General features: G+C 51.8%; 20 protein-coding genes. 10 read left to right on the top strand and 10 right to left on the bottom strand.

What is annotated here, in order from left to right; genetic code table 11:
• Positions 1–14: 14 nt before the first annotated feature.
• From OGV57_RS22435 to OGV57_RS22425, 3 genes are all read right to left on the bottom strand, one after another.
• The gene (locus OGV57_RS22435) at positions 15–1,337 is read right to left on the bottom strand and encodes an MFS transporter (RefSeq protein WP_003023312.1); all 1,323 of its coding nucleotides are present in this window, start codon (positions 1,335–1,337) and stop codon (positions 15–17) included.
• A 350-nt stretch (positions 1,338–1,687) separates the two neighbouring features.
• A complete protein-coding gene (yhjD, locus tag OGV57_RS22430) occupies positions 1,688–2,713 on the bottom strand; it encodes an inner membrane protein YhjD (protein ID WP_016151136.1) in 1,026 nt (341 codons plus the stop codon).
• A 47-nt stretch (positions 2,714–2,760) separates the two neighbouring features.
• Positions 2,761–3,660 (bottom strand): LysR family transcriptional regulator, encoded by a 900-nt coding sequence (locus tag OGV57_RS22425; protein WP_003837759.1) that lies wholly within the window; start codon positions 3,658–3,660, stop codon positions 2,761–2,763.
• Between the two features lie 119 nt (positions 3,661–3,779).
• On the opposite strand from OGV57_RS22425, the gene OGV57_RS22420 reads away from it, so the two are divergent.
• From OGV57_RS22420 to OGV57_RS22405, 4 genes are all read left to right on the top strand, one after another.
• Positions 3,780–4,538: an SDR family NAD(P)-dependent oxidoreductase gene (locus OGV57_RS22420; protein ID WP_054528871.1), complete on the top strand. Its 759-nt coding sequence runs from the start codon at positions 3,780–3,782 to the stop codon at positions 4,536–4,538.
• A 521-nt stretch (positions 4,539–5,059) separates the two neighbouring features.
• Entirely contained in the window at positions 5,060–5,500 is a 441-nt protein-coding gene (locus OGV57_RS22415) for a winged helix-turn-helix domain-containing protein (protein WP_032937221.1), read from the top strand.
• A 199-nt stretch (positions 5,501–5,699) separates the two neighbouring features.
• Positions 5,700–6,548 carry an EAL domain-containing protein gene (locus tag OGV57_RS22410; protein ID WP_044713953.1) on the top strand — a complete coding sequence of 283 codons (849 nt, stop codon included), beginning with the start codon at positions 5,700–5,702 and terminating at the stop codon, positions 6,546–6,548.
• A 361-nt stretch (positions 6,549–6,909) separates the two neighbouring features.
• Positions 6,910–7,512, top strand: a complete 603-nt coding sequence (locus OGV57_RS22405; protein WP_032937223.1) for a response regulator transcription factor — start codon at positions 6,910–6,912, stop codon at positions 7,510–7,512.
• Positions 7,513–7,530: 18 nt separating this feature from the next.
• Here OGV57_RS22405 and OGV57_RS22400 read toward each other — a convergent pair whose 3' ends face one another.
• Together OGV57_RS22400 and OGV57_RS22395 are read right to left on the bottom strand one after the other, a co-directional pair.
• Positions 7,531–7,881 (bottom strand): glycoside hydrolase family protein, encoded by a 351-nt coding sequence (locus tag OGV57_RS22400; protein WP_003837768.1) that lies wholly within the window; start codon positions 7,879–7,881, stop codon positions 7,531–7,533.
• A gap of 86 nt (positions 7,882–7,967) precedes the next feature.
• Complete coding sequence (locus OGV57_RS22395; protein WP_032937225.1) at positions 7,968–8,507, bottom strand: GNAT family N-acetyltransferase; 540 nt, start codon at positions 8,505–8,507, stop codon at positions 7,968–7,970.
• A gap of 167 nt (positions 8,508–8,674) precedes the next feature.
• Between OGV57_RS22395 and OGV57_RS22390 the strand changes: the two genes are divergently transcribed.
• Positions 8,675–10,264 carry an STY4199 family HEPN domain-containing protein gene (locus OGV57_RS22390; protein WP_054528870.1) on the top strand — a complete coding sequence of 530 codons (1,590 nt, stop codon included), beginning with the start codon at positions 8,675–8,677 and terminating at the stop codon, positions 10,262–10,264.
• 27 nt (positions 10,265–10,291) lie between these two features.
• Here OGV57_RS22390 and OGV57_RS22385 read toward each other — a convergent pair whose 3' ends face one another.
• Positions 10,292–11,941 (bottom strand): alpha,alpha-trehalase, encoded by a 1,650-nt coding sequence (locus OGV57_RS22385; protein ID WP_003846147.1) that lies wholly within the window; start codon positions 11,939–11,941, stop codon positions 10,292–10,294.
• A gap of 427 nt (positions 11,942–12,368) precedes the next feature.
• Between OGV57_RS22385 and OGV57_RS22380 the strand changes: the two genes are divergently transcribed.
• Complete coding sequence (locus OGV57_RS22380; protein ID WP_003837773.1) at positions 12,369–13,763, top strand: cytochrome-c peroxidase; 1,395 nt, start codon at positions 12,369–12,371, stop codon at positions 13,761–13,763.
• Positions 13,764–13,986: 223 nt separating this feature from the next.
• Here OGV57_RS22380 and OGV57_RS22375 read toward each other — a convergent pair whose 3' ends face one another.
• Positions 13,987–14,118: a hypothetical protein gene (locus OGV57_RS22375; protein ID WP_005122496.1), complete on the bottom strand. Its 132-nt coding sequence runs from the start codon at positions 14,116–14,118 to the stop codon at positions 13,987–13,989.
• 27 nt (positions 14,119–14,145) lie between these two features.
• On the opposite strand from OGV57_RS22375, the gene dinQ reads away from it, so the two are divergent.
• On the top strand, positions 14,146–14,229 hold the full coding sequence (gene dinQ, locus OGV57_RS22370; protein ID WP_003837776.1) for a damage-inducible type I toxin DinQ: 84 nt from the start codon (positions 14,146–14,148) through the stop codon (positions 14,227–14,229).
• 66 nt (positions 14,230–14,295) lie between these two features.
• On the opposite strand, the gene gorA is transcribed toward dinQ, so the two are convergent.
• Both gorA and OGV57_RS22360 read right to left on the bottom strand, forming a co-directional pair.
• The gene (gorA, locus tag OGV57_RS22365) at positions 14,296–15,648 is read right to left on the bottom strand and encodes a glutathione-disulfide reductase (protein WP_003837777.1); all 1,353 of its coding nucleotides are present in this window, start codon (positions 15,646–15,648) and stop codon (positions 14,296–14,298) included.
• A 104-nt stretch (positions 15,649–15,752) separates the two neighbouring features.
• A complete protein-coding gene (locus OGV57_RS22360; protein WP_003023347.1) occupies positions 15,753–16,595 on the bottom strand; it encodes a 23S rRNA (adenine(2030)-N(6))-methyltransferase RlmJ in 843 nt (280 codons plus the stop codon).
• 208 nt (positions 16,596–16,803) lie between these two features.
• Here OGV57_RS22360 and prlC point away from each other — a divergent pair, with 208 nt between their 5' ends.
• Complete coding sequence (gene prlC, locus OGV57_RS22355; protein ID WP_286531737.1) at positions 16,804–18,846, top strand: oligopeptidase A; 2,043 nt, start codon at positions 16,804–16,806, stop codon at positions 18,844–18,846.
• Positions 18,847–18,980: 134 nt separating this feature from the next.
• Positions 18,981–19,730, top strand: coding sequence for a 16S rRNA (guanine(1516)-N(2))-methyltransferase RsmJ (gene rsmJ / locus OGV57_RS22350; protein ID WP_003846155.1), 750 nt, complete (start codon positions 18,981–18,983; stop codon positions 19,728–19,730).
• Between the two features lie 92 nt (positions 19,731–19,822).
• Here the strand turns inward: rsmJ and OGV57_RS22345 are convergent, their stop codons facing one another.
• Entirely contained in the window at positions 19,823–21,022 is a 1,200-nt protein-coding gene (locus OGV57_RS22345) for an NAD(P)/FAD-dependent oxidoreductase (protein WP_054528868.1), read from the bottom strand.
• 232 nt (positions 21,023–21,254) lie between these two features.
• Between OGV57_RS22345 and OGV57_RS22340 the strand changes: the two genes are divergently transcribed.
• On the top strand, positions 21,255–21,758 hold the full coding sequence (locus OGV57_RS22340; protein WP_032937230.1) for an RrF2 family transcriptional regulator: 504 nt from the start codon (positions 21,255–21,257) through the stop codon (positions 21,756–21,758).
• The last annotated feature ends 19 nt before the right edge of the window (positions 21,759–21,777 follow it).

The following is a 21,777-nucleotide window of genomic DNA, read 5'->3' as shown; positions in this document are numbered from 1 at the left end:
ATCAGGCAATCAAATTACAGCGATTGATGCCGTGTTTCATGGGTTAACAGCAGCGCAATTAACGTTAACGCCGCCATTGATGCCAGATACGTACCGACTGCCGCCAGACCATAATTCGCCTGCAGCCATGCGGCAATGTAAGGGGCAACGGAAGCACCAAGAATCGACGAAACGTTGTACGAGAACGACGCCCCCGTGTAGCGCACTTCGGTCGGGAACAGCTCCGGCAGCAGCGCGCCCATCGGACCAAATGTCAGCCCCATCAGGCTTAAGCCCAGCAACAGGAAGGCGAAAACCAGCACCGGATTGCCAGAGCCGAGCAGTGGTTTAAAGGCAAACAGCGCAAACAGAATGATAAGCGTGGTGATAATGAGCATGCTCTTGCGACGACCAAATGCGTCGGCCAGCAGGCCCGCCACCGGCACCATGACGCCAAAGCCAATCACCGCCATCATCAGCATCCACAACACTTCATTACGCGGCAGGCCAAGTCCTACAGGCGCGGCTGCGGTGCTGAACGTCATCGAATAGACGGTCATGATATAGAACAGCGTATAGGTCGCCAGCATGATGAACGTGCCGAGGATCGTCACGCGAACATGTTTGGTCAGCAGGGTACCCAGCGGGATTTTCACCTGCTTTTTCGCCGCGGCTACTTTGGCGAAGACCGGGGATTCATGCAGCGAAACGCGAACGTACAGACCGATAATCACCAGTACCGCAGAGAAGATGAACGGTACGCGCCAACCCCAGCTCATGAACTGCTCGTCGGTCAGCAGCCAGGAGAGCAGCAGAAAGGTACCATTGGCGAAGAAGAAGCCGATAGGCGCGCCCAACTGCGGAAATGATCCGTACAGCGCGCGTTTGCGCGGTGGTGCGTTTTCCGTTGCCAGCAGCGCAGCACCGCCCCATTCACCGCCCAGACCTAACCCCTGGCCAAAACGCGCCAGCGCCAGCAGCAGTGGGGCGAAAATGCCGATCGTTTCATAGCCCGGCAGCAGACCAATGACGACCGTCGAAATCCCCATGGTGAGTAACGAAGCAACCAGCGTGACTTTACGGCCGACGCGATCGCCGAAATGCCCGAATACCGCAGAACCGATCGGGCGTGCCACAAAGGCGATAGCAAAAGTCGCCAGGGACTGTAGCGTCGCGGCAGTCGGATCCCCCTGCGGGAAGAAGATATGCGGGAACACGATCACCGCGGCGGTGGCGTAAATATAGAAGTCGAAGAACTCAATGGCGGTGCCAATGAGCGAGGCGACGACGACTTTATTGCGCGAGTTGACCGGGGTGTGTTCCTGTTCGTTGTCGAGTGTTGTGGCTGTTGCTTGCATAATATTTTCTTATTTTTGGCCGAACGAGAGGCCATATTACGCACAGCAAAAGAGACATTTCAATCTGTAACAAACTTTGAGAGTGGTCAAAAATAGAGCAAAAAGGGGATAATTTTTAGGCTCGAGATTTCACTTCCATGAAATGCTTCACATAATTTAAAACTTAGATGATAAAACTGGTTTTTGGTTAAATAAAAGTTACGGGTTGGATTTATTCACTAAATCGGTGAGATTGGGCGGCATTATAATTGCCGGATGGCGCTGCGCTTATCCGGCCTACAAAACTCACCCGTAGGCCGGATAAGACGCGTGCGTCGCCATCCGGCAATTAACAACTAATCCGGCGGCGGCTACTGCGTTTTCCCCGGCATACGCGGGTCGTCTTTGTATTCTGCTGTGGCAATCCAGGCAGCGCAAAACAGAGTCAGACGAGCGAAGAAGTAGAAGAACGCCATCAATCCAAGCACGGAACCAAACGCCGCGCCTGACGGCGATTGCACCAGTGACGGCAGGGTATATGTCATGATCATTTTGATGACTTCAAACCCCAGAGCTGCGATAAATGTGCCGCGTATGAGCGCTTTTTTACGCGGTCGGTGACGCGGTAGCCGCCAGAAAATCCAGAAGAACAGCAAGTAGTTGGCGAAAATAGAGATGGTCAGGCCGATCAGCCGCCAGGCGGGCTTCAGCCATTCGATACCGTCGAGATACAACGCAGAGATAATCATCTGCTGGGCGGAGCCGGCAATGGAGGTAATGGACAGAGTAACAATCAGCGCAATCAGTAAGCCAATCAATGAGATAAAATCACGCAGATATTTGACCCAAATTTTTTCCTGATCCTGCGGGGTACGCTCCCAGACATCCCGCGACTGGGCACGAATTGCTTCGCGCAGGTTTCCCATCCAGTTAATGCCGGAATAGAGCGCGATGCCAAGCCCCACCAGACCGACGGTGGTACGTTGCTGTACGGCAGTATTAATGGTGTTTTTCAGCGTAGAGGCGAGCGTCGGATCGCTGACGTTGAGCAGAATTTTGCCGAAGATATCCTGTAACAGCGTAGGATGCGAAGCGAGAATAAAACCCGCGGCGGCAAACGACACCATCAGAATAGGGATCATCGACAGAAACGAGAAGTAGGTAATCGCGGCGCCAAACTGATTTCCCATGCGATCGTTAAACCGCTCCGCAGCCCGAATCAGATGGGCAATCATGGGCTGGCGTTGAACTTTTTCAGCGAAGGTCAGGGCAGTTTTCAACGCCTGGTTGGTCTTACCATTGGTTTCTGTATTTTCCTGCTCCAGGGGCTCAATTTTTAGGATGGGGGCGTGCTCAAGTTCCTGAATGGGGCGTTTAATCTCTTTTTCCTGCGTCATCAGGGCAATAATCCTTGTTCTGTTCATTCTCAGGACAGTATAGCTTGTCAGTCCACATAGTCTTTCATCACGCCAGTCAGCCATTCCATAAACAGATGTACCCGGCGAGAGAGGTTGCGTCGATGCGGATAAAGCAAAGAGACCGGCATTGGCTCGGCGCGATATTGCGGCAACACTTCGACCAGCGTACCGGCGCGCAGGGCATCACGCACGCCAACGCGCGGTACCTGAATAATGCCCAGACCGGCAAGGCATGCCGCGTGATAGGTTTCGGTACTGTTTACCGTTAGCATGCCGCCGGTTTTAACCCATTGCGTGCCGTTTTCTGTCGCCACTTCGAAGCCTTGCGCACGCGTTCCCAAATTGACCGAGTAGTGCACCACTGCATGTGAAGCTAAATCCTCCAGGCTTTCCGGATAACCAAAGCGGGCGAGGTACTGCGGGCTGGCGCAGTTAATCTGCGTGAGTTTCCCCAGTGGGCGCGCAATCAGCCCTGAATCTTTCAGCGTGCCTACGCGTACCACACAGTCGAAACCTTCGCGGACCAGATCCACCAGGCGGTCGCTGCTGCTGAGTTCGAGCTCAAGGCCGGGATACTGATGCAAGAAAGTGGGTAAGCGGGGCATCACCAGATTTCTCGCCACGCCAACCGGCATATCGACGCGCAGCTTGCCGCTGATGCTGGACGGATCGTGATGAAATAGTCCATCCAGCTCATCCAGATTGCTCAACAAATCTTTTGCGCGTTCGTAATAGATCATACCGTCTTGTGTGAGCTGAACGCGGCGGGTAGTGCGGTGCAACAACTGCGTGCCCAGATGATTTTCCAGGGCCTGGATTTGGCGAGATACGCTACCTTTAGGAAGACCAAGGGTGTCTGCCGCACGCGAAAAGCTCTCCAGTTCTGCGACGCGGATGAACAACTGCATTGCGTGAATTTTATCCATTCTTATGCCCTATTGTTGTTCCAAATGAAACAGTAATGCGCAACAGACGACATTTATTGTTTTTCTATCACCTAATAAGCTTTATCTCAATCATCACAACGTCGGAAATGAGGTTTCTTATGACGCAACGTATCGCATTAGTGACTGGTGGTAGTCGTGGGCTCGGTAAAAACGCCGCACTTAAGCTGGCTGACAGAGGAACGGACATTATCTTTACCTACAACAGCCAGCAGCAGGCGGCGCTGGATGTGGTTGCTGAAATTGAGCAAAAAGGCAGAAAAGCTGCGGCAATACAACTGAATGTCAGCGATGTGGCTGGCTTTGAGTCCTTTACCCATGAGGTGCAAGCGCAGCTGAAAAGCATATGGAATCGTGAGGCGTTTGATTATTTAGTGAACAATGCCGGAATTGGTCTGTATGGCGCTTTTGCCGATACCTCCGAAGCGATGTTTGATCAATTAGTGAACATTCACTTTAAGGGCCCCTTCTTCCTGACCCAACGTCTGTTGCCGTTGATCCAGAATGGCGGCAGGATCCTGAATGTTTCATCGGGACTGGCGCGTTTTGCACTGCCAGGGTATGCCGCCTATGCCTCAATGAAAGGGGCGATGGAAGTACTGACGCGTTATCAGGCGAAAGAACTGGGAGAGCGGGGTATTTCAGTAAATATCATCGCGCCTGGGGCGATTGAAACCGATTTTGGCGGCGGTCGACTGCGGGATAATAAAGAGCTGAATGCATATGTGGCATCGCAAACGGCGCTGGGACGCGCGGGCTTGCCGGATGATATTGGCGACGCGATTGCCGCGTTGCTCAGCGATGAGCTGGCCTGGATGACAGCGCAGCGTATCGAAGTATCGGGCGGAATGTTCCTGTAAATCGCTCGTATCTTATTCAGCTTTTGAGCAATAGAAAACCGGTGCGCCACTCCAGGTAAAAATATAGCTAGTGGCGTTTACCGGTATTATCTGCAATCTAATTCAGCGATCGCGGTGCCGAAAGAAATCCGGGATAAACTTTCTGATAACTCATTTTTCTTCGACAGCGGATTTGTCTCAGAAGAAACCATGATCACTTCCGCATCCCCCACGGATTCAGAATTTAATTCTTTAAAATGTTAAAAATTCGACATTAAAAATTGAGCGTTCGATCGCGTATGTGAAAACATGGCCTATGTGCTAAAAATTTCGCATAGGAAGAATAATAAATCGTGAATTTCATTTATAACCTCAAATCTACCATAAACGAATACTAAACGACCGCTTCCTCATAGTAGATTGGGATGAAGATTGGAAAGCATTTATAGCAGTCATATAATCCACCATACAAACGGTATGGATTATCTCAACGCTTATATGTAGAGGTGCATGTTCGTCTTCATTTAACGTGGGTATAAGATATGGGCTATCGTCTATATGGATTTATGATTGGTGCTGAAATTCATTTTGACATTTCTAATCGCCGACTGTATCGGCTTACTGGTAGCCATACCGAGAAAAACATCGTTTTTGCGTCAATTTACTTTAATGAAACAATGCTCAGGCTTTTCCTGTATTTATTAATAAATGCCAGGAGCCAGCCGGTACCGAAAGAAGAATTATTTGAGAAAATCTGGGAAGCGCATAATCTGAGCCCCTCTGCGCAAAGATTATGGCAAGTCCTGCACAATCTTAATAATAAACTTGGCCTGCTGGGGTTACCCAGGGATTTTATCCTTAATATAAGAGGTCAGGGTTATGTCATCAATTATCCTGATGTCATTCCCGTTTATTACAAAGTGAGCGAACTCCCAACTCATGCTGTCAAAAAAAGGGAGAAAATAGATAACCTGAGTGAGTGATGTCAACCCAGGTATTTGCCCTGAGCATGCAGTGCGAGGGGCTTTTTTTATCGTTATCTTTACTTTTTATTTTCAATGTATTTTCGCTAAATAGCGTTATTGTTCGATAGATACCAATAACGGCCAGGGCGATTGGGTCAGGTTCTGATGATTGCTGTGCGGTTGCCCTCAATAGGCCGCCGCACGCTTGAGGCTCGTGATGATTACCACAACCAGGCAACTCCCGATATTATTCTCTGACGCCAGCGAATTACTGGCCCGTTTCCTCACCTGTGCACCGGTAAAAACGTTGAATGCAGCCATTATTCAACGGCAGTTCCAACCGGTGTATCAACCCATTTTTAACAGCCAGACGGGTGAAATTGCAGGTATTGAGGTACTCGCCAGGTGGACGCATCCCCAGTATGGCGCTATTCCCCCTGATATATTTATTCCCCTTGCGGAAGAGCATGGTCTTATCGCCTCGCTGACGCATCAACTTATTCAGCAAGTCATTGCCGACCTGCAGTCGCGGCTCCCCCTTTTCCCAAATGGACTTTACCTTAACCTAAATCTGAGCCCCGAAAACTGCCTCGATCCGCGCTTTGAGTCGGACGTCGTGGCGCTCATGCAAAAGCTTGCCCCGGTTCAGGTTCAACTGGTTATCGAAATTACCGAAAGACGCCCTCTGCACTTTACCCCTCAGCTAAGCGAGTGGTTTGCCGCGTTGAGAAAATCCAATATCGCCGTAGCGTTAGATGATTTCGGGACGGGATACTCGAATCTGTGTTACCTCCACGCGCTGGAACCGGAGTTTATTAAGATAGATAAACTGTTTGTCAGCCAGATTGGTGAGGGGGGCGATACCCGCATTGTCGATACGCTTATTGAGCTGGCGCAGAAGATGGGTCTGCGAATGATTGCCGAGGGCGTTGAGACTCAGGCTCAGGCCGATTATCTGCGCATGAAACGCTGTGATTTTTTACAAGGGTATTATTTATGCAGACCCGTTCCACTTGAAGATCTGATCGGAGTGATGCAATCGCCTGCAACCTTTAGTGTCGATTGATACAGCAATACTGCCTGGGGAAACCACAGGTGATGATCAATTGATGCGACATTTTATTTTGTAACATATTTGTCTGTTAGTGTGAGTTCCTTATTTTTATTAGAAAATATAGACTCCAAAAAATTAATATTAATAAGCTGATTTTGAACATTGGATATTAAGGATTTCCTTAATATTTAGCGCCGTTTTTGTCCATTTGTGTGATTATTGGGTTTTAGCTTTAACTATTTTCGATTTCTTCTTCTTTCTTCTCCGTCTATCGGTAAAATGGCCCCCGCCAAATGGTGACTTCTTATTTTACCCCTCGGGTAATACCCTTCCGCGTGTTAAGGCTAGTATCTTATTCAGACGGAGATAAGTAATGCAGGTAATAATGTTTGACAGGCAGTCGATATTTATTCATGGAATGAATGTAAGTTTACAAGAGCGTATTCCAGGAGTGGATGTTCAGGGTGTCAGTCAGGCAGATGACCTTTGGCAGAAACTGGAAGACACCCCTGATGCACTGATAATGCTGGATGGCGACCAGGACGCCGAGTTCTGCCGTAACTTGCTACAGCAGATAGCGCAACGCTTTTCGACAGTAAAAGTGCTGGTAACAGCAACGGACTGCCGTAAAAAATGGCTGCAGGAGGTTACGCAATTGAATGTGCTGGCCATTGTTCCACGCGACTCTGACGCGGAAACCTTCACGCTGGCTCTCAATAGCATTGCGATGGGAATGGTATTTATCCCCAGAGATTGTATGATAACCCCCGAGAGCAGCGGGCAAAATATCAGATCGCTTAGTGCGCGTCAGCGAGAGATTCTGACTATGCTTGCCGCCGGAGAATCAAATAAACAAATTGGTCGATTGTTAAATATCAGCACCGGAACGGTCAAAGCCCATCTTGAATCGCTGTATCAGCGCCTCGAGGTAAAAAACCGTACGCAGGCGGCAATGATGTTAAACGACGCAATTTAACGGGCGAATATTTCACAGTCAGAACGATTCTGGCTGTGAAATAACCCCCGAGCAGAATTCTGCAGCACAAAACCGGCTTATCCCCACGCTGAGCATCCACGCAATTAACGCTTCCTGTTGAAACCTTTCTTTTATTTGCGGCATTTTCTGGTGTATGAATTCCTCGCAGATTTCCAGATCCGCGAGCAGTAGTGTTTCTGCCTGCGTTACCGAAACAGGCGCAGGAAAGCTTTCATCGGATGTGATTTCGTGCCCGTAGCCAATCACCCAGACACCATTTTTGTCCTGATACTTTTCCAGTGACAGGCCTTGCCATTGTTTAATAAATGCAACACAGGCGGGCGTGAAATACGTTGAATGGAGTGGCATATTCATCTCTGTACAAAGAGACCTATTTTAAGAAACCGCCTCCGTTACGCCAGTTGTCATACAGCCAGTTTTTTCAGCAAAACGTCTTATTCTGCGGGTGGCTGATAGTCGTGTTTTAACAGGCCGAAAATCCAGTCATCATTCCAGGTTTGATGCAGCCAGTAGCTTTCCCGCAGCGTGCCTTCGTGAATGAACCCGACCTTTTCCAACAGACGCCGTGAGGCTTCGTTTCCTGCGGTGACGCAAGCCGTAAGCCGGCGTAGCCCTCCGGTGGTAAATGCAAAATCGCAAACTGCATGCAGAGATTCAGTACCATAACCTTTCCCCTGCGCTTCAGGGGCGAGCAGAAAACCGACCTCGGCACATTCATTGTTTTCATGAATATATCCAGTCACTCCAAGCGGTGCTCCCGATGCCTTATCGCACAGGACCAGACATAGCCAGTGCGGGCTGCCGGGAGACCATTCAGGCAGGCGGGAGTTGAAGGCTGTCCGTATCTCCTCTTCAGTACGCGTGTCAGCGACAAAGCGCATCACATCTGGATTCTGCTGTAGCGTTAAGAAGAACGTCCAGTCATTTTCTGTCAGTGGGCGGCAGAGCAGACGTGATGTTTGCAATACAGGCACAGGCTTATCTCCAGAATAATTTTCAATGATTGTGCGGAAGTCACTGTAAAACTTATTTATTTGCTATATGAATGTGTTTTAGTCTACATCGGCACAACGTTGCGTTTAAAAAAGATAATTACATACCATGATGAGGCCGCACGTTTTGGGTCCTTTTAGGGAAGATGATGACCAATAGCGCGTTACAAGCGACATGTACACCCTTTGAACATTGTCTGGGGATTATCCGTCAGGCGTCGATAGAAATATTACTGCTGTTAGGCGTACATGTCACAGAAGGCAAAGACCCTCGGTGGTTTCTCGAACAACTGGATCAGGCACGACTGAATCTGGGCGGTTGGGGGGCTGTCGCCAGACGGTTGCAGATGAATGATGCGCAATTGAGCCAGTTCACTCTGCGGCTACGCCATCTTCAACAGAGTGTACCCCAATATGAAAATGGCCAGGACGTCAGTGAAAACCAGCTGATTTCAGCGCTGCGCTTTGTGGCCTCTCTGGAACAATTGCGCCAGCAACAGCCCATCCTGAAGTATCAAACCGAAATTGCACCTGTAGAGCCGGATGCTCAGATGCGGGCGCAGCGTCAACTTCGCGCAATAGAATTAACCCTCAAATCCCTGATTGCGCGGGTATGGCCGGATCAACATCCTCTCAACAGCTTTCTGAAACAGCACTTTGGCGGTGAACGTCTGCGTCGCTGGCTAAAGTTGGGCGAAGGACGAGATGCGCTGGACGGTATGATGTTTAGCGAGCTGGCACTGATGGTCGTCGATAAGAAATTATTTGTTCGCCACTTTACGCAGATTTTTAACGATACCTCGGTGCTGATGTCGTTTGTTGAGCCGCGCATCACGCTACGCATGTTTTTGGATGATTGCCGCCTGGCTCGTAACTGTGTTATCGCGCAACAACCGCTAACCTCAGTACAATTGCTGTTGCTGGACTACCAGTACCGGCAGATAACTCATCCTGTGCAACGGGCGTTTGAAGAACGACGTACGCGCATTAATCCTGCGTCGTATCTGGAATCTGATGAGTCCATGGTCCGCCAGTTTTGGGAAACGGCAAAGCAAAAAGACGAGCAAGCGGGAGGCGATAAGCATGAAATCGCAGACAGTATTGATCCGCCGGAGAAGCGAGCCAAACGTTCGGCGGAAGAACGTGAACAGCTGATTTCCGGCATGTTGTGGGTAGCAGTCGGCGTGATGGTGCTGGCGATTTCGCTGGGTGCGTTCTGGTTATTCACTTCGCCAGCGCCACAGGCGTCATCCGGACAATCCGTTGAAATTGTGCAGGAGGAACCACGGCGTGATGCCCCCAGCGCGCGGGAGGCGGTGACCCGAATGGGTATCACCTGGGATGCCTTTAACATGCGGGCGGCTATTGATCGCAATGACACCCGCGTGACGTCACTGTTCCTGCAGGGTGGGATGGACTGGAAGCTGGCGTGGACGGAGCAGGCGTTCTCAGCGGGCAATACCGAGGTGTTGAGACTGCTGCTGCGTTACCCTTCGCAGATGGATGAAAGCAAACCATGCCGACAGTTTATGACTACGCTCAGCCATGCAATGTCAAATGGGGCGTCACTCACATCGCTGCATAAAAGTTATCTGCAAAGTTTTTGTTCCGTGCCTGCGGTCGTTGCGCGTCAGCAATATGATCTTGAGCAGGCCGAGCTGCGTGTTCGCGCCCAGCCCAGCCCTGAGAACAAGAAATGGCAGAGAATTCATGCCGAGTTATACGATGCGATTAACTGACATCCTGATGACTCAGACCGTCAGCCGCTAGGGTTCGCCATACAAACCGATGAGTCGGCGCACCACGCCATTGGTCCAGCCAAAGCCGTCCTGCAACGGATATTCCCCGCCGCCGCCTTCGCGCGGCGCTGCGTCGGCTATATGGTATTTTTCGATCAGTTTGTGGTGCTCCTGATAAAAGAGATTCACCGTTTTCAACCAGTTACGGGCGATTTCATCCCCGAGGTGGTCATCACCGTACAGTTTGAAGCCCTGGATCGCCATCCACTGCAGCGGCGCCCAGCCGTTGGGTTTATCCCACTGTTCACCCGTTTCATGCTCGGTTGCTAAAATCCCACCGGGCGTGAGCAGGCGACTGCGAACCGCGTTAGCAAGCCGGTCGGCTTGTTCATGTGTTGCCATACCGACATACAGCGGCACAATACTGGCGGCAGAGAACAGGGCCATTTGTTCGCGCCGCCAGTCGTAATCGCGATAGCAGCCGTTTTCATCGTCCCACAGATAGCGGTTTACCGCATCGCGACGGTCACTGGCTTTCTGGCGAAACTGCGCTTCCGTTTCTTTGTCGCCTTTCAGCGCGGAAATATTGGCGATAGTGCTTTCCAGCTTGTAGAGGAAGGCGTTCAGATCAATCGGGATGAACTGCGTGGTGCGTATGCTGGCAAGGCGGCCTGCATCGCGTAGCCAGCGCGAGGAATAATCCCAGCCGGAGGCCGCGCCCGCGCGCAAATCCCGATACACCTCATTGGGTGGACGACCCGAATGCTTGGCGGTCTCAACGTCTTCAAGCCATGATTCATCACGCGGGGTATCACGATCGTCCCAATAGCGGTTGAGCAGAGAGCCGTCCGACATTCTGATCACGTGACGGTAGGCCTGGTTGAGCACCAGGGAATCGGCGCCATCCATCCAGAATGCGTATTCCATTTTTAGATGTTCAAGGTAGCGACGCGCGCCGCGCACGCCATCTTCTTCAAACAGTTCCACCATCAGCGCAAAAACCGGTGGCTGCGAACGGCTCAGGTAGTAGGTACGGTTACCGTTGGGGATGTGACCATAGTTTTCAATCATCCAGGCAAAGTTATCCGCCATACACTTCAGCAGATCTTCGCGGCCGCTCTCTGCCAGACCCAGCATGGTAAAGTAGGAATCCCAGTAGTAGGTTTCGCTAAAACGTCCACCGGGCACAATATATGACTGCGGTAACGCCAGCAGCGAGGACCAGGGAATGTGATCCTGCGGCTCGCGCGTCAGCACAGGCCACAGTTGATCGATATGCTCTTTCAGCGAGCTTGCCGGATCGGACACATATTCACTGGAGGGCGTTTCCGGTAGCCAGAAATGGTTCTCGACGAAACGTCGCAGATCAAAGTCGCGGTGGCGTTTGACCTTGCGATAACGGATCAAAATATCCAGCGGATCCATTTTGGGCGCACAGTCGGGGAAGGTTTTGCTATCGGCAAACAGTTTCGACGACTGGACGTGTTCGAACAGCTCAAGGTAACGATCGGCCGGGGTTAACGCATCTGAGGCGGGCAGCCCTTCAATCATCTCCGGCTCAGGCTCTGCCTCAATCATTTCATCCAGCTTTAACTCGCACGGATCCATTTCATAAAGCAGATCGATATCGATCGTCATTTCTTCTGAAGGGGCGTGGGGTAGTTTCTGGTTGAGCATAATGAGAAAGGCCTCCGATGGACGTTGAAAGATTAAGGCTATTGCCCGGTCGTCAGTTAAGCGTAGACATTCGCTTCGGTGTCTGGTGAGTAAAGCGTGCGATTGATCACGTTTTAGTGCTGCATATTATTTAGAAAATAAGACTATCCCAATGAATATAATGAAGAATTCAAAATTCTCCGTGACCTGAAGATATTTCATTTTCAGAACATTCGATTGCAACGAGGTGTGAACGGAAAACCATAACGGCTTATCTCCGTAATAGGCACAGGCTATTCTATCGATAGTTATCCCCCATGTAATTGCTTGATACTTATCAAAATAATAAATCCCTTACTTTCTATGATGGTTAAGTCTGATAAAGACTATGCACTCATTATTCTAATTTTTCTGGGTCACAATAACTCACAACGGTGAGGGTAAAATAATGAAAATCATTACCCGTCTTACCGCGATAGCCATAGCTGGCGTCGTGATTTGTTATTTTGGATTATCCGGTTATGTGTGGTATCACGATAATCAACGTAGTAAACAGGCAGATGTTCAGGCCTCTACGCTGGAAGAAAATAATAAAGTATTAGGTTTTTTACGCGAAAAAGGATGCGATTATTGTCACACGCCTTCAGCTGAATTACCTTTCTATTCTTCTTTTCCTGTCGCTAAGCAGTTGATGAATTACGATATTCAACTGGGATACAAATCATTCAATCTTGAGGCCGTTCGTGCGGCGCTGGTCGCAGATAAACCCGTTTCGCAAAGCGACCTGAATAAAATTGAATGGGTGATGCAGTACGACACCATGCCGCCGACGCGTTATACCGCACTGCACTGGGCTGGCAAGGTAAGCGATACGGAGCGAGCAGAGATCCTGGGCTGGATTGCGAAACAGCGCGAGCAGTATTACGCCAGTAACGATACCGCCGCGCAGCATCGTAACGAGCCTGTGCAGCCGATACCGGAAAGCATTCCGACCGATGCCCGCAAAGTGGCGCTGGGCTTTACGCTTTACCACGACCCGCGTATTTCCGGTGACAGCACGATTTCTTGCGCGCACTGCCATGCCCTGAATGCGGGCGGCGTAGATGGTCGCAAAACGTCAATCGGCGTAGGCGGCGCGGTTGGTCCTATCAACGCGCCGACGGTATTTAACTCTGTCTTCAACGTGGAACAATTCTGGGATGGTCGAGCACCAACATTGCAGGCGCAGGCAGGCGGCCCGCCGTTGAACCCTATCGAGATGGCGTCTAAATCCTGGGATGAAATTATCCAGAAACTGGATAAGGATCCGCAACTCAAACAAGAGTTTATCGCGGTTTATCCGCAGGGATTCAGCGGAGATAATATTACCGATGCGATTGCTGAGTTTGAGAAAACGCTAATTACGCCAAATTCGCCGTTTGATAAATGGCTACGCGGCGATGAAGCGGCGTTAACTGCCCAGCAGAAACATGGCTATCAGTTGTTTAAAGATAATAAGTGCGCGACCTGTCATGGCGGTATTATTTTAGGCGGGCGTTCATTTGAGCCATTGGGTTTGAAAAAGGACTTTAATTTCGGCGAGGTCACTGCCGCAGATATTGGCCGCATGAACGTCACTAATGAACTACGTGACAAGCTGCGTCAAAAAGTCCCTGGCTTGCGTAACGTTGCGCTGACCGCGCCTTATTTCCATCGAGGTGATGTGCCTACGCTCGACGGTGCGGTAAAACTGATGCTGCGTTATCAGGTGGGTAAAGAACTGCCGCAGGAAGATATCGACGATATCGTGGCGTTCCTCGAAAGCTTAAACGGCGTGTATACGCCATATATGCAGGGTAAATAGACTTTGCCCTGGTCCTGATTCGGACGTAAAAAAACCGACTTCACGTCGGTTTTTTTACGCTTCAGCCCGAGTTGGTGGCTCTGGCCGAAGTGAGATAGTTATCATCTAACGCTTCAATCCTATTACCTTAACGGTACTATTGCAAGAATGCGCTGGCAGTTACGATTAAAAGAACTGTATACTTATCCAGTTAGCTCTGTAACTTATCCCTTCCGGACGCGCGCTAAACGCTTTCTAAGTCCTGATCGGCGAAACGGGTGGTGCCGTTGGCCGATGCTCTGGCCGGGGTGAGATAGTTATCATCTAACAATGGAGCATGCCCCGTGACAGGCAATGGATGAGTAAGCGGGTGCATTCTCACTCCATCTGATGGAGAAAACGGGTGATTGATAAAGCAATCATCGTTCTGGGAGCGTTAATCGCGTTGCTGGAGCTGATCCGCTATCTGCTGCAACTTTTGAACTGATAGCGGAAACGTAACTAAGGGCAAAGAGCTAACCCCTCTTTGCCCTTTAACACTCATGAAGTGCGATTAACGCATGGTAACGAACTCTTCTGCTGCCGTTGGGTGAATCGCAACGGTGTTATCAAAGTCTTTCTTGGTTGCGCCCATTTTCAGTGCGACCGCGAAGCCTTGCAGCATTTCATCCATTCCAAAACCAATACCGTGAATACCGACAATCTTCTCTTCCGGACCGACGCAAACCAGCTTCATGCGGCACGGCTGACGATGTGAAGTGACAGCGGTATACATCGCGGTAAACGATGATTTATACACTTTTACCTGGTCATCGCCGTGCTGTTCGCGAGCCTGCTGCTCGGTCAGGCCGACGGTGCCAATTGGCGGATGGCTGAAGACCACGGTCGGGATATTGCTGTAGTCCAGATGTTCGTCCGGTTTGTTGTTAAACAGACGCTCAGACAGGCGACGGCCCGCGGCAACAGCAACCGGCGTCAGCTCAACGGCACCGGTGTTATCGCCGACGGCATAAATTCCCGGCACGCTGGTGTTCTGATATTTATCAACGACGATGTAGCCTTTTTCGTTGGTTTTTACGCCAGTAACTGCCAGGTTGAAGTTATCGGTGGCTGGTTCACGACCAATTGCCCAAATCAGGCAATCTACCGTTTCGCTACGACCATCTTCCAGTTGCAGGGTCAGGCTGCCGTCAGCGTTTTTAACGACCGCTTTCGGAATCGCGTGAGTATGCAGAGTCGGGCCTTCGGCGTTCATCACCTCAACCAGCGTGTCGACGATCATCGGGTCGAAGCTGCGTAGCGGCGCGTGTTTACGCACGAACAGATGCGTTTGGGCACCCAGGCCGTTAATCACGCCTGCCAGCTCAACGGCGATGTAACCTGCGCCGACGACCGCAACGCGCTTCGGCAGCGCGGGCAGCTCAAAGAAGCCATCGGAGTCGATCCCGTATTCCACACCCGGAATGTTCGGATGGCTCGGACGACCGCCGGTAGCAATCAAAATATGATCGGCAGTAATAGTTTCACCGTTCACTTCAATGGTTTTGGCATCCACAAAGCGGGCAAAACCTTTAATCACATCGACATTATTTTTGCCCAGCACATTGTCATACGAGGTATGAATACGATCGATATAAGCGGTACGCGTGGCGATCAGTTTATCCCAGTCGAACTTATTGATGGTGGTGTCGAAACCGTAATCCGGCCCGTACATGTGGATCGCTTCGCGAACCTGGGCGGCATGCCACATCACTTTCTTTGGTACGCAGCCCACGTTAACGCAGGTGCCGCCTAACTCTTTGGCTTCAATCAGTGCGCATTTCTGGCCGTACATTGCTGCACGGTTAATGGAGGCAATACCGCCGCTGCCGCCGCCAATAGCGATGTAATCATAGTGCTTGGTCATGACCGCTCCTTCATGTTCATTGTAGGGCGGAGACGCGTTACGCCATCCGCCAAAATATTCGCGATTGTATACCTGATATTAAAAGGTTCCACCGATGGCTGCGATTACTCCGGCACGATCCAGCTTACCGAGGTATGACCGGTTCCTGCCGGAACCAGTTTGCTGTGCAACCACGGCAGAACGTTGTTCATCTGCTGCTCCAGCTTCCACGGCGGGTTAATCACAATCATGCCAGACGCTGTCATACCGCGCTGATCGCTGTCCGGGCGCACTGCCAGTTCAATTTGCAGAATTTTGCGGATGCCGGTGTCTTCGAGATCGTGGATCATGCGCTTGATTTGTTGGCGCAGAACCACCGGATACCACAGCGCATAGGTGCCGGTCGCGAAACGCTTGTAGCCTTCGTTAATACCGGTGACCACCGCCTGGTAGTCGCTTTTGATTTCGTAGGGTGGATCGATAAGGATCAGCCCACGACGTGAAACCGGCGGCAATTTTGCTTTCAGCTGCTGATAACCATCGGCTTTGGCCACGCGTGCGCGCTCATCTTTCTGGAATTCGCCGCGCAGCAGGGGAAAGTCGCTCGGGTGCAGTTCAGTTAATTGCAGGCTATCCTGTTCGCGCAGCAGCTGGCGAGCAATTAACGGAGAGCCCGGGTAGTAGCGCAACTGACCGCTACGGTTGAAGTGTTGCACTACGCCAATGTAGGGTTCCAGTTCGGCAGGCAAATCGTCCTGCTGCCAGATACGGGCGATCCCTTCCAGATATTCACCGGTACGTTCGGCATGCTCACTGCTCAGCTGATAACGGCCAGCACCAGCATGGGTGTCCAGATAGAGAAACGGTTTTTCTTTCTCTTTGAGCGATTCAATGATCAGGCTCTGGACGGTGTGTTTCAGGACGTCGGCGTGGTTGCCTGCGTGATAACTGTGGCGATAACTGAGCATGGGTAATGAAATTCCGCTGAAATGACGATTTGCCACAGTTTACAGCAGATCGGCACAGATTACCCGTAGGCCCGGTAAGCGCAGCACCACCGGGCGTCTTTCCGTCACGGTTAGCATTGAAATCCTCTACACTTAACCCCATTGTACAAATTAATATGCACAGCGCCGGATACGCGCTTCATTCACTCTTTTCAACAGGACCGCGCTAATGACCAATCCATTGCTGACTCCCTTCGAACTGCCGCCGTTTTCTAAAATTCAGCCTGAGCATGTCGTGCCTGCCGTCACTAAGGCGCTGAACGATTGCCGCGAAAACGTTGAACGTGTGGTTGCGCAGGGCGCGCCGTACACCTGGGAAAATCTCTGCCAGCCGTTGGCGGAAGTTGACGATGTGCTGGGGCGTATTTTCTCTCCTGTTAGCCACCTGAACTCGGTGAAAAACAGCCCGGAACTGCGTGAGGCCTACGAACAAACGCTGCCGCTGCTGTCTGAATACAGCACCTGGGTTGGACAACATGAAGGCCTGTACAAAGCGTACCGCGACCTGCGTGATGGCGATCATTACGCCACCCTGAACACCGCGCAGAAAAAAGCGGTCGATAACGCGCTGCGCGATTTTGAGCTTTCTGGTATTGGTCTGCCGAAGGAAAAACAGCAGCGCTATGGTGAAATCGCCACCCGTCTGTCTGAGCTCGGCAACTTGTACAGCAATAACGTCCTTGATGCCACGATGGGCTGGACGAAGTTAGTCACCGATGAAGCCGAGCTGGCTGGTATGCCGGAAAGCGCGCTGGCTGCGGCGAAGGCCCAGGCGGAAGCCAAAGAGCAGGAAGGCTATCTGTTAACGCTGGATATCCCAAGCTACCTGCCGGTGATGACCTACTGTGACAACCAGGGGCTGCGTGAAGAGATGTATCGCGCTTACTCCACGCGCGCGTCTGACCAGGGGCCGAATGCGGGCAAATGGGACAACAGCCCGATAATGGAAGAGATCCTCGCGCTGCGCCACGAACTGGCACAGCTGCTGGGCTTTGAAAGCTACGCCTTTAAATCTCTGGCGACCAAAATGGCGGAAAACCCGCAGCAGGTCCTCGACTTCCTGACCGATCTGGCGAAACGCGCCCGTCCGCAGGGGGAGAAAGAGCTGGCTCAACTGCGCGCCTTCGCGAAAGCGGAATTTGGTGTTGATGAGTTGCAGCCGTGGGATATCGCCTACTACAGCGAGAAACAAAAACAGCACCTCTACAGTATCAGCGACGAGCAGCTTCGTCCTTATTTCCCGGAGAACAAAGCCGTTAACGGTCTGTTTGAAGTGGTTAAACGTATTTATGGCATCACTGCCAAAGAGCGCACCGATGTTGACGTTTGGCACCCGGAAGTTCGTTTCTTCGAGCTGTACGACGAAAACAACGAGCTGCGCGGCAGCTTCTACCTCGACCTGTATGCCCGTGAACATAAACGCGGCGGGGCGTGGATGGATGACTGCGTCGGCCAGATGCGTAAAAGTGACGGCACGTTGCAAAAACCGGTTGCCTACCTGACCTGTAACTTTAACCGTCCGGTGAACGGCAAACCGGCGCTGTTTACCCACGACGAAGTAATCACCCTGTTCCACGAATTTGGTCACGGTCTGCACCACATGCTGACCCGCATCGAAACGGCCGGTGTTTCCGGCATCAGCGGGGTGCCATGGGATGCGGTCGAGCTGCCGAGCCAGTTTATGGAAAACTGGTGCTGGGAGCCGGAAGCGCTGGCATTTATCTCCGGCCACTATGAGACCGGCGAACCGCTGCCGAAGGAACTGCTGGATAAAATGCTGGCGGCGAAAAACTATCAGGCCGCGCTGTTTATCCTGCGTCAGCTGGAGTTCGGCCTGTTCGACTTCCGCCTGCACGCGCAGTACAACCCGGTGCAGGGGGCGAAAGTCCTCGAGACGCTGGCGGAAATTAAGAAACAGGTCGCCGTGGTGCTGGGTCCAACCTGGGGCCGCTTCCCGCACGCCTTCAGCCACATCTTTGCCGGCGGCTATGCGGCGGGTTACTACAGCTATCTGTGGGCCGACGTGCTGGCGGCGGATGCCTTCTCTCGCTTCGAAGATGAAGGGATTTTCAACCGTCAAACCGGACAATCGTTCCTCGATAACATCCTCACCCGTGGCGGTTCTGAAGAGCCGATGGAACTGTTCAAACGCTTCCGTGGCCGCGAGCCACAGTTGGATGCGATGCTGGAGCATTACGGGATTAAAGGCTGATTTACCCGTCATACTTCAAGCTGCCTCTTCGGCAACTGCGCTCACTCACCCTGGTCACGTACTATTTGTACGTTCCCAGGGATTCCTTCACTTGTTGTCTTGATGCAACTCGAATTATTTAGGGTAAAGCGGAATTGAAAATCTGCTTAATTGATGAAACAGGCGCCGGAGACGGCGCCTTATCTGTTCTGGCCGCCCGCTGGGGACTGGAACACGATGAAGATAACCTGATGGCGCTGGTGATGACGACAGCACATCTGGAACTGCGCAAACGTGACGAACCTAAACTCGGCGGTATCTTCGTGGATTTCGCGGGCGGTGCGATGGCCCATCGGCGCAAATTTGGCGGTGGCCGCGGTGAAGCGGTGGCGAAGGCGGTCGGCATTAAAGGCGATTACCTGCCGGATGTGGTCGATGCAACCGCAGGGCTGGGGCGCGATGCGTTTGTACTGGCCTCGGTAGGCTGTCGCGTACGAATGCTGGAACGAAACCCGGTGGTTGCTGCGCTGCTTGACGATGGTCTGGCGCGCGGGTATGCCGACCCGGAAATCGGTCCGTGGCTGCAGGAGCGTTTGCAGTTGATTCACGCGTCGAGCCTGACGGCGTTAACCGATATCACGCCGCGCCCGCAGGTGGTGTACCTCGACCCGATGTTCCCGCATAAGCAGAAAAGCGCGCTGGTGAAAAAAGAGATGCGTGTGTTTCAGTCGCTGGTGGGGCCGGATCTGGATGCGGATGGGCTGCTGGAGCCTGCTCGTCAGTTAGCCACCAAACGAGTGGTGGTAAAGCGTCCGGACTACGCGCCGCCGCTGGCCGACGTGGCAACGCCGAACGCGGTAGTTACAAAAGGGCATCGGTTCGATATTTATGCGGGAACGGCATAGGCCAGATGGTCAGCTATAGTGCCCTTATCGGGTCTACAGCTCGGTGCCGTTAGTAGGCCGGATAAGGCGGTAGCCGCATCCGGCATCACGGGTTAAACAAACGGTGCCAGCGGATCGGCAATCTCAAACGCTACCGCGCGGTCCGCCTTCGGCGGGTAAATCAGCTCGCTGACAATCGACACCTTCAGCTTTTTCGCTTCTGCGCGCGTCAGTTTCACCTGCTGATCCCATCCTTCGCTATACACCGCACCCCAGGCACCAAGATCCAGGCAGGTGACGTAGTTTTCCTGACGATATGGCAGTGGTGTTATGTTTAACAGGTCTGCCGCGGCGTTATTACCGGCAAATTTACCCAGCAAGATGGCGTGCTGGCAGGTCATCAGCGCATGATTGCCTTTGTCGTCGGTGGCGGCGTAGGCTACATCGCCAGTGGCGTAGATATCATCGTGACCCACAACCTGCAGATTGGCATTTACATGCAGACGGCCCTGGCGATCGCGCGGGGCGTTAATCTGTGCTGTCAGGCTATTAGCCTGAACGCCGACGGTCCAGATAACTGTCTGGGAAGAAATCACCTGTCCATCTTTCAGCGTGACGCCAGAGGCATCCACGCACTCTACTTCCGCATTGACCAGCCACTCGACACCCAGTTCAGCAGAGGCTTCGATAATCACGTCACGTAATTCCTGGCTCCAGCGTCCGCCCGGCTGAGCGCCGCGTTCAACTACGACAACTCTGGTCTTAGCATCAGCGCCCAATATTTCGCGCAAACGACCTGGTAATTCCAGCGCCATTTCAATGCCGGTAAAGCCGCCGCCGCAGACCACTACCGTATTGCGAGCCTCACTTTCCGGTTGTAATGCCAGATCGTTAATGTGCTGCTCCAGTACGGCGGCGCTCTCAAGTTGGTCGAGGTCAAACGCGTGCTCGGCGGCACCGGTGACGGCGTCGCGTTTTACGTGACTTCCGCTGGCAAGCACCAGGCGGTCGTAGCGGCGCAGATGAATGTCACCGTTGGCATCTTTCCAGCTCACCTCTTTAGAGTCCGGGAGGATTTGCTCGACGTGACCTTGCAGGAAGTTGACGCCGGTAACGTCAAACAGCGGTTGCAGTGGTGCGACCAGCGTATGAACGGCGTTTTCATAAAAACGTGGGCGGACACGCAGCTCTGGCTGTGGCGCAATTACTGTAATATCAATGGCCTGCTGATGTTTATCCGCCAGTCGTGCGGCGCTTAATGCTGCCCACATACCGGCAAAGCCGGCGCCCACGATCAGAATTTGTTTACGCATTGGGGTTTTCTCACTGGTGACTACGAATTATTTACTCGGATTTTATTTGTCGTAGTTAAGAATTGCAATGCGATCGAGATCCTTTTTGCTTCAAAGGGTGAGGGTTTTTTATTATCTATTTGATAAATATGTATTTAAATTTTTATTGTGAAGAGGGGTTACTTTGCTGTCTGGAATGAGTGAAACGAAAAAGCTACAATAAACTCAGATTAATTTTGACTGAGATAAGAGAATGGCATTCTACAGTTCTGGGGTTGAGTACGGCATTCATAGCCTGATGTGTATGGTCGATAGTAAGGGCGACGCGAGGGATATGAGCGTGCGGGAAATTGCCGAACTGCAAAGTGTGCCATATGACTATCTGGCAAAAATTTTCACCCGTCTGTCCAAAGCGGGTCTGGTGCGCAGCATTGAAGGCAAGGGCGGTGGTTTCCAGTTAGCTAGACCTGCTGAACACATCACTGTGCTGGATGTGGTGAATGCTATTGATGGTGATAAGCGCATCTTTGAATGTCGTGAAATTCGCCAGCGGTTGGCGGTATTTGAGGAGCATCCACCAGAGTGGGCCTGTGAAGGCATTTGTGGTGTGCGTTCGGTAATGGACATGGCCCAGCAGCGGATGGAAGAAGCGCTCGGTCAGCATACGATTCTGGACTTGGCGCGCAAAATGTACCGCAAAGCGCCGGACACCTTTGTGGTGGAAGTGCAGGAGTGGATAGACGCGCGTAAAGGGTAGTGAGTGAAAATGCCGGATA

Source organism: Citrobacter sp. Cf087 (genome assembly GCF_030334285.1).
Classification (GTDB): Bacteria; Pseudomonadota; Gammaproteobacteria; order Enterobacterales; family Enterobacteriaceae; genus Citrobacter; species Citrobacter freundii.
The sequence above is the reverse complement of the archived record's forward strand: the minus strand, read 5'-3'. Positions and strand labels throughout refer to the sequence as shown.

Excerpts from the sequence above, each read along its gene's own strand:
- OGV57_RS22435 (WP_003023312.1), bottom strand. The coding sequence starts at position 1,337 with ATGCAAGCAACAGCCACAACACTCGACAACGAACAGGAACACACCCCG.
- yhjD (WP_016151136.1), bottom strand. The coding sequence starts at position 2,713 with ATGACGCAGGAAAAAGAGATTAAACGCCCCATTCAGGAACTTGAGCAC.
- OGV57_RS22425 (WP_003837759.1), bottom strand. The coding sequence starts at position 3,660 with ATGGATAAAATTCACGCAATGCAGTTGTTCATCCGCGTCGCAGAACTG.
- OGV57_RS22420 (WP_054528871.1), top strand. The coding sequence starts at position 3,780 with ATGACGCAACGTATCGCATTAGTGACTGGTGGTAGTCGTGGGCTCGGT.
- OGV57_RS22415 (WP_032937221.1), top strand. The coding sequence starts at position 5,060 with ATGGGCTATCGTCTATATGGATTTATGATTGGTGCTGAAATTCATTTT.
- OGV57_RS22410 (WP_044713953.1), top strand. The coding sequence starts at position 5,700 with ATGATTACCACAACCAGGCAACTCCCGATATTATTCTCTGACGCCAGC.
- OGV57_RS22405 (WP_032937223.1), top strand. The coding sequence starts at position 6,910 with ATGCAGGTAATAATGTTTGACAGGCAGTCGATATTTATTCATGGAATG.
- OGV57_RS22400 (WP_003837768.1), bottom strand. The coding sequence starts at position 7,881 with ATGCCACTCCATTCAACGTATTTCACGCCCGCCTGTGTTGCATTTATT.
- OGV57_RS22390 (WP_054528870.1), top strand. The coding sequence starts at position 8,675 with ATGACCAATAGCGCGTTACAAGCGACATGTACACCCTTTGAACATTGT.
- OGV57_RS22385 (WP_003846147.1), bottom strand. The coding sequence starts at position 11,941 with ATGCTCAACCAGAAACTACCCCACGCCCCTTCAGAAGAAATGACGATC.
- OGV57_RS22380 (WP_003837773.1), top strand. The coding sequence starts at position 12,369 with ATGAAAATCATTACCCGTCTTACCGCGATAGCCATAGCTGGCGTCGTG.
- OGV57_RS22375 (WP_005122496.1), bottom strand. The coding sequence starts at position 14,118 with ATGCACCCGCTTACTCATCCATTGCCTGTCACGGGGCATGCTCCATTG.
- gorA (WP_003837777.1), bottom strand. The coding sequence starts at position 15,648 with ATGACCAAGCACTATGATTACATCGCTATTGGCGGCGGCAGCGGCGGT.
- OGV57_RS22360 (WP_003023347.1), bottom strand. The coding sequence starts at position 16,595 with ATGCTCAGTTATCGCCACAGTTATCACGCAGGCAACCACGCCGACGTC.
- prlC (WP_286531737.1), top strand. The coding sequence starts at position 16,804 with ATGACCAATCCATTGCTGACTCCCTTCGAACTGCCGCCGTTTTCTAAA.
- OGV57_RS22345 (WP_054528868.1), bottom strand. The coding sequence starts at position 21,022 with ATGCGTAAACAAATTCTGATCGTGGGCGCCGGCTTTGCCGGTATGTGG.
- OGV57_RS22340 (WP_032937230.1), top strand. The coding sequence starts at position 21,255 with ATGGCATTCTACAGTTCTGGGGTTGAGTACGGCATTCATAGCCTGATG.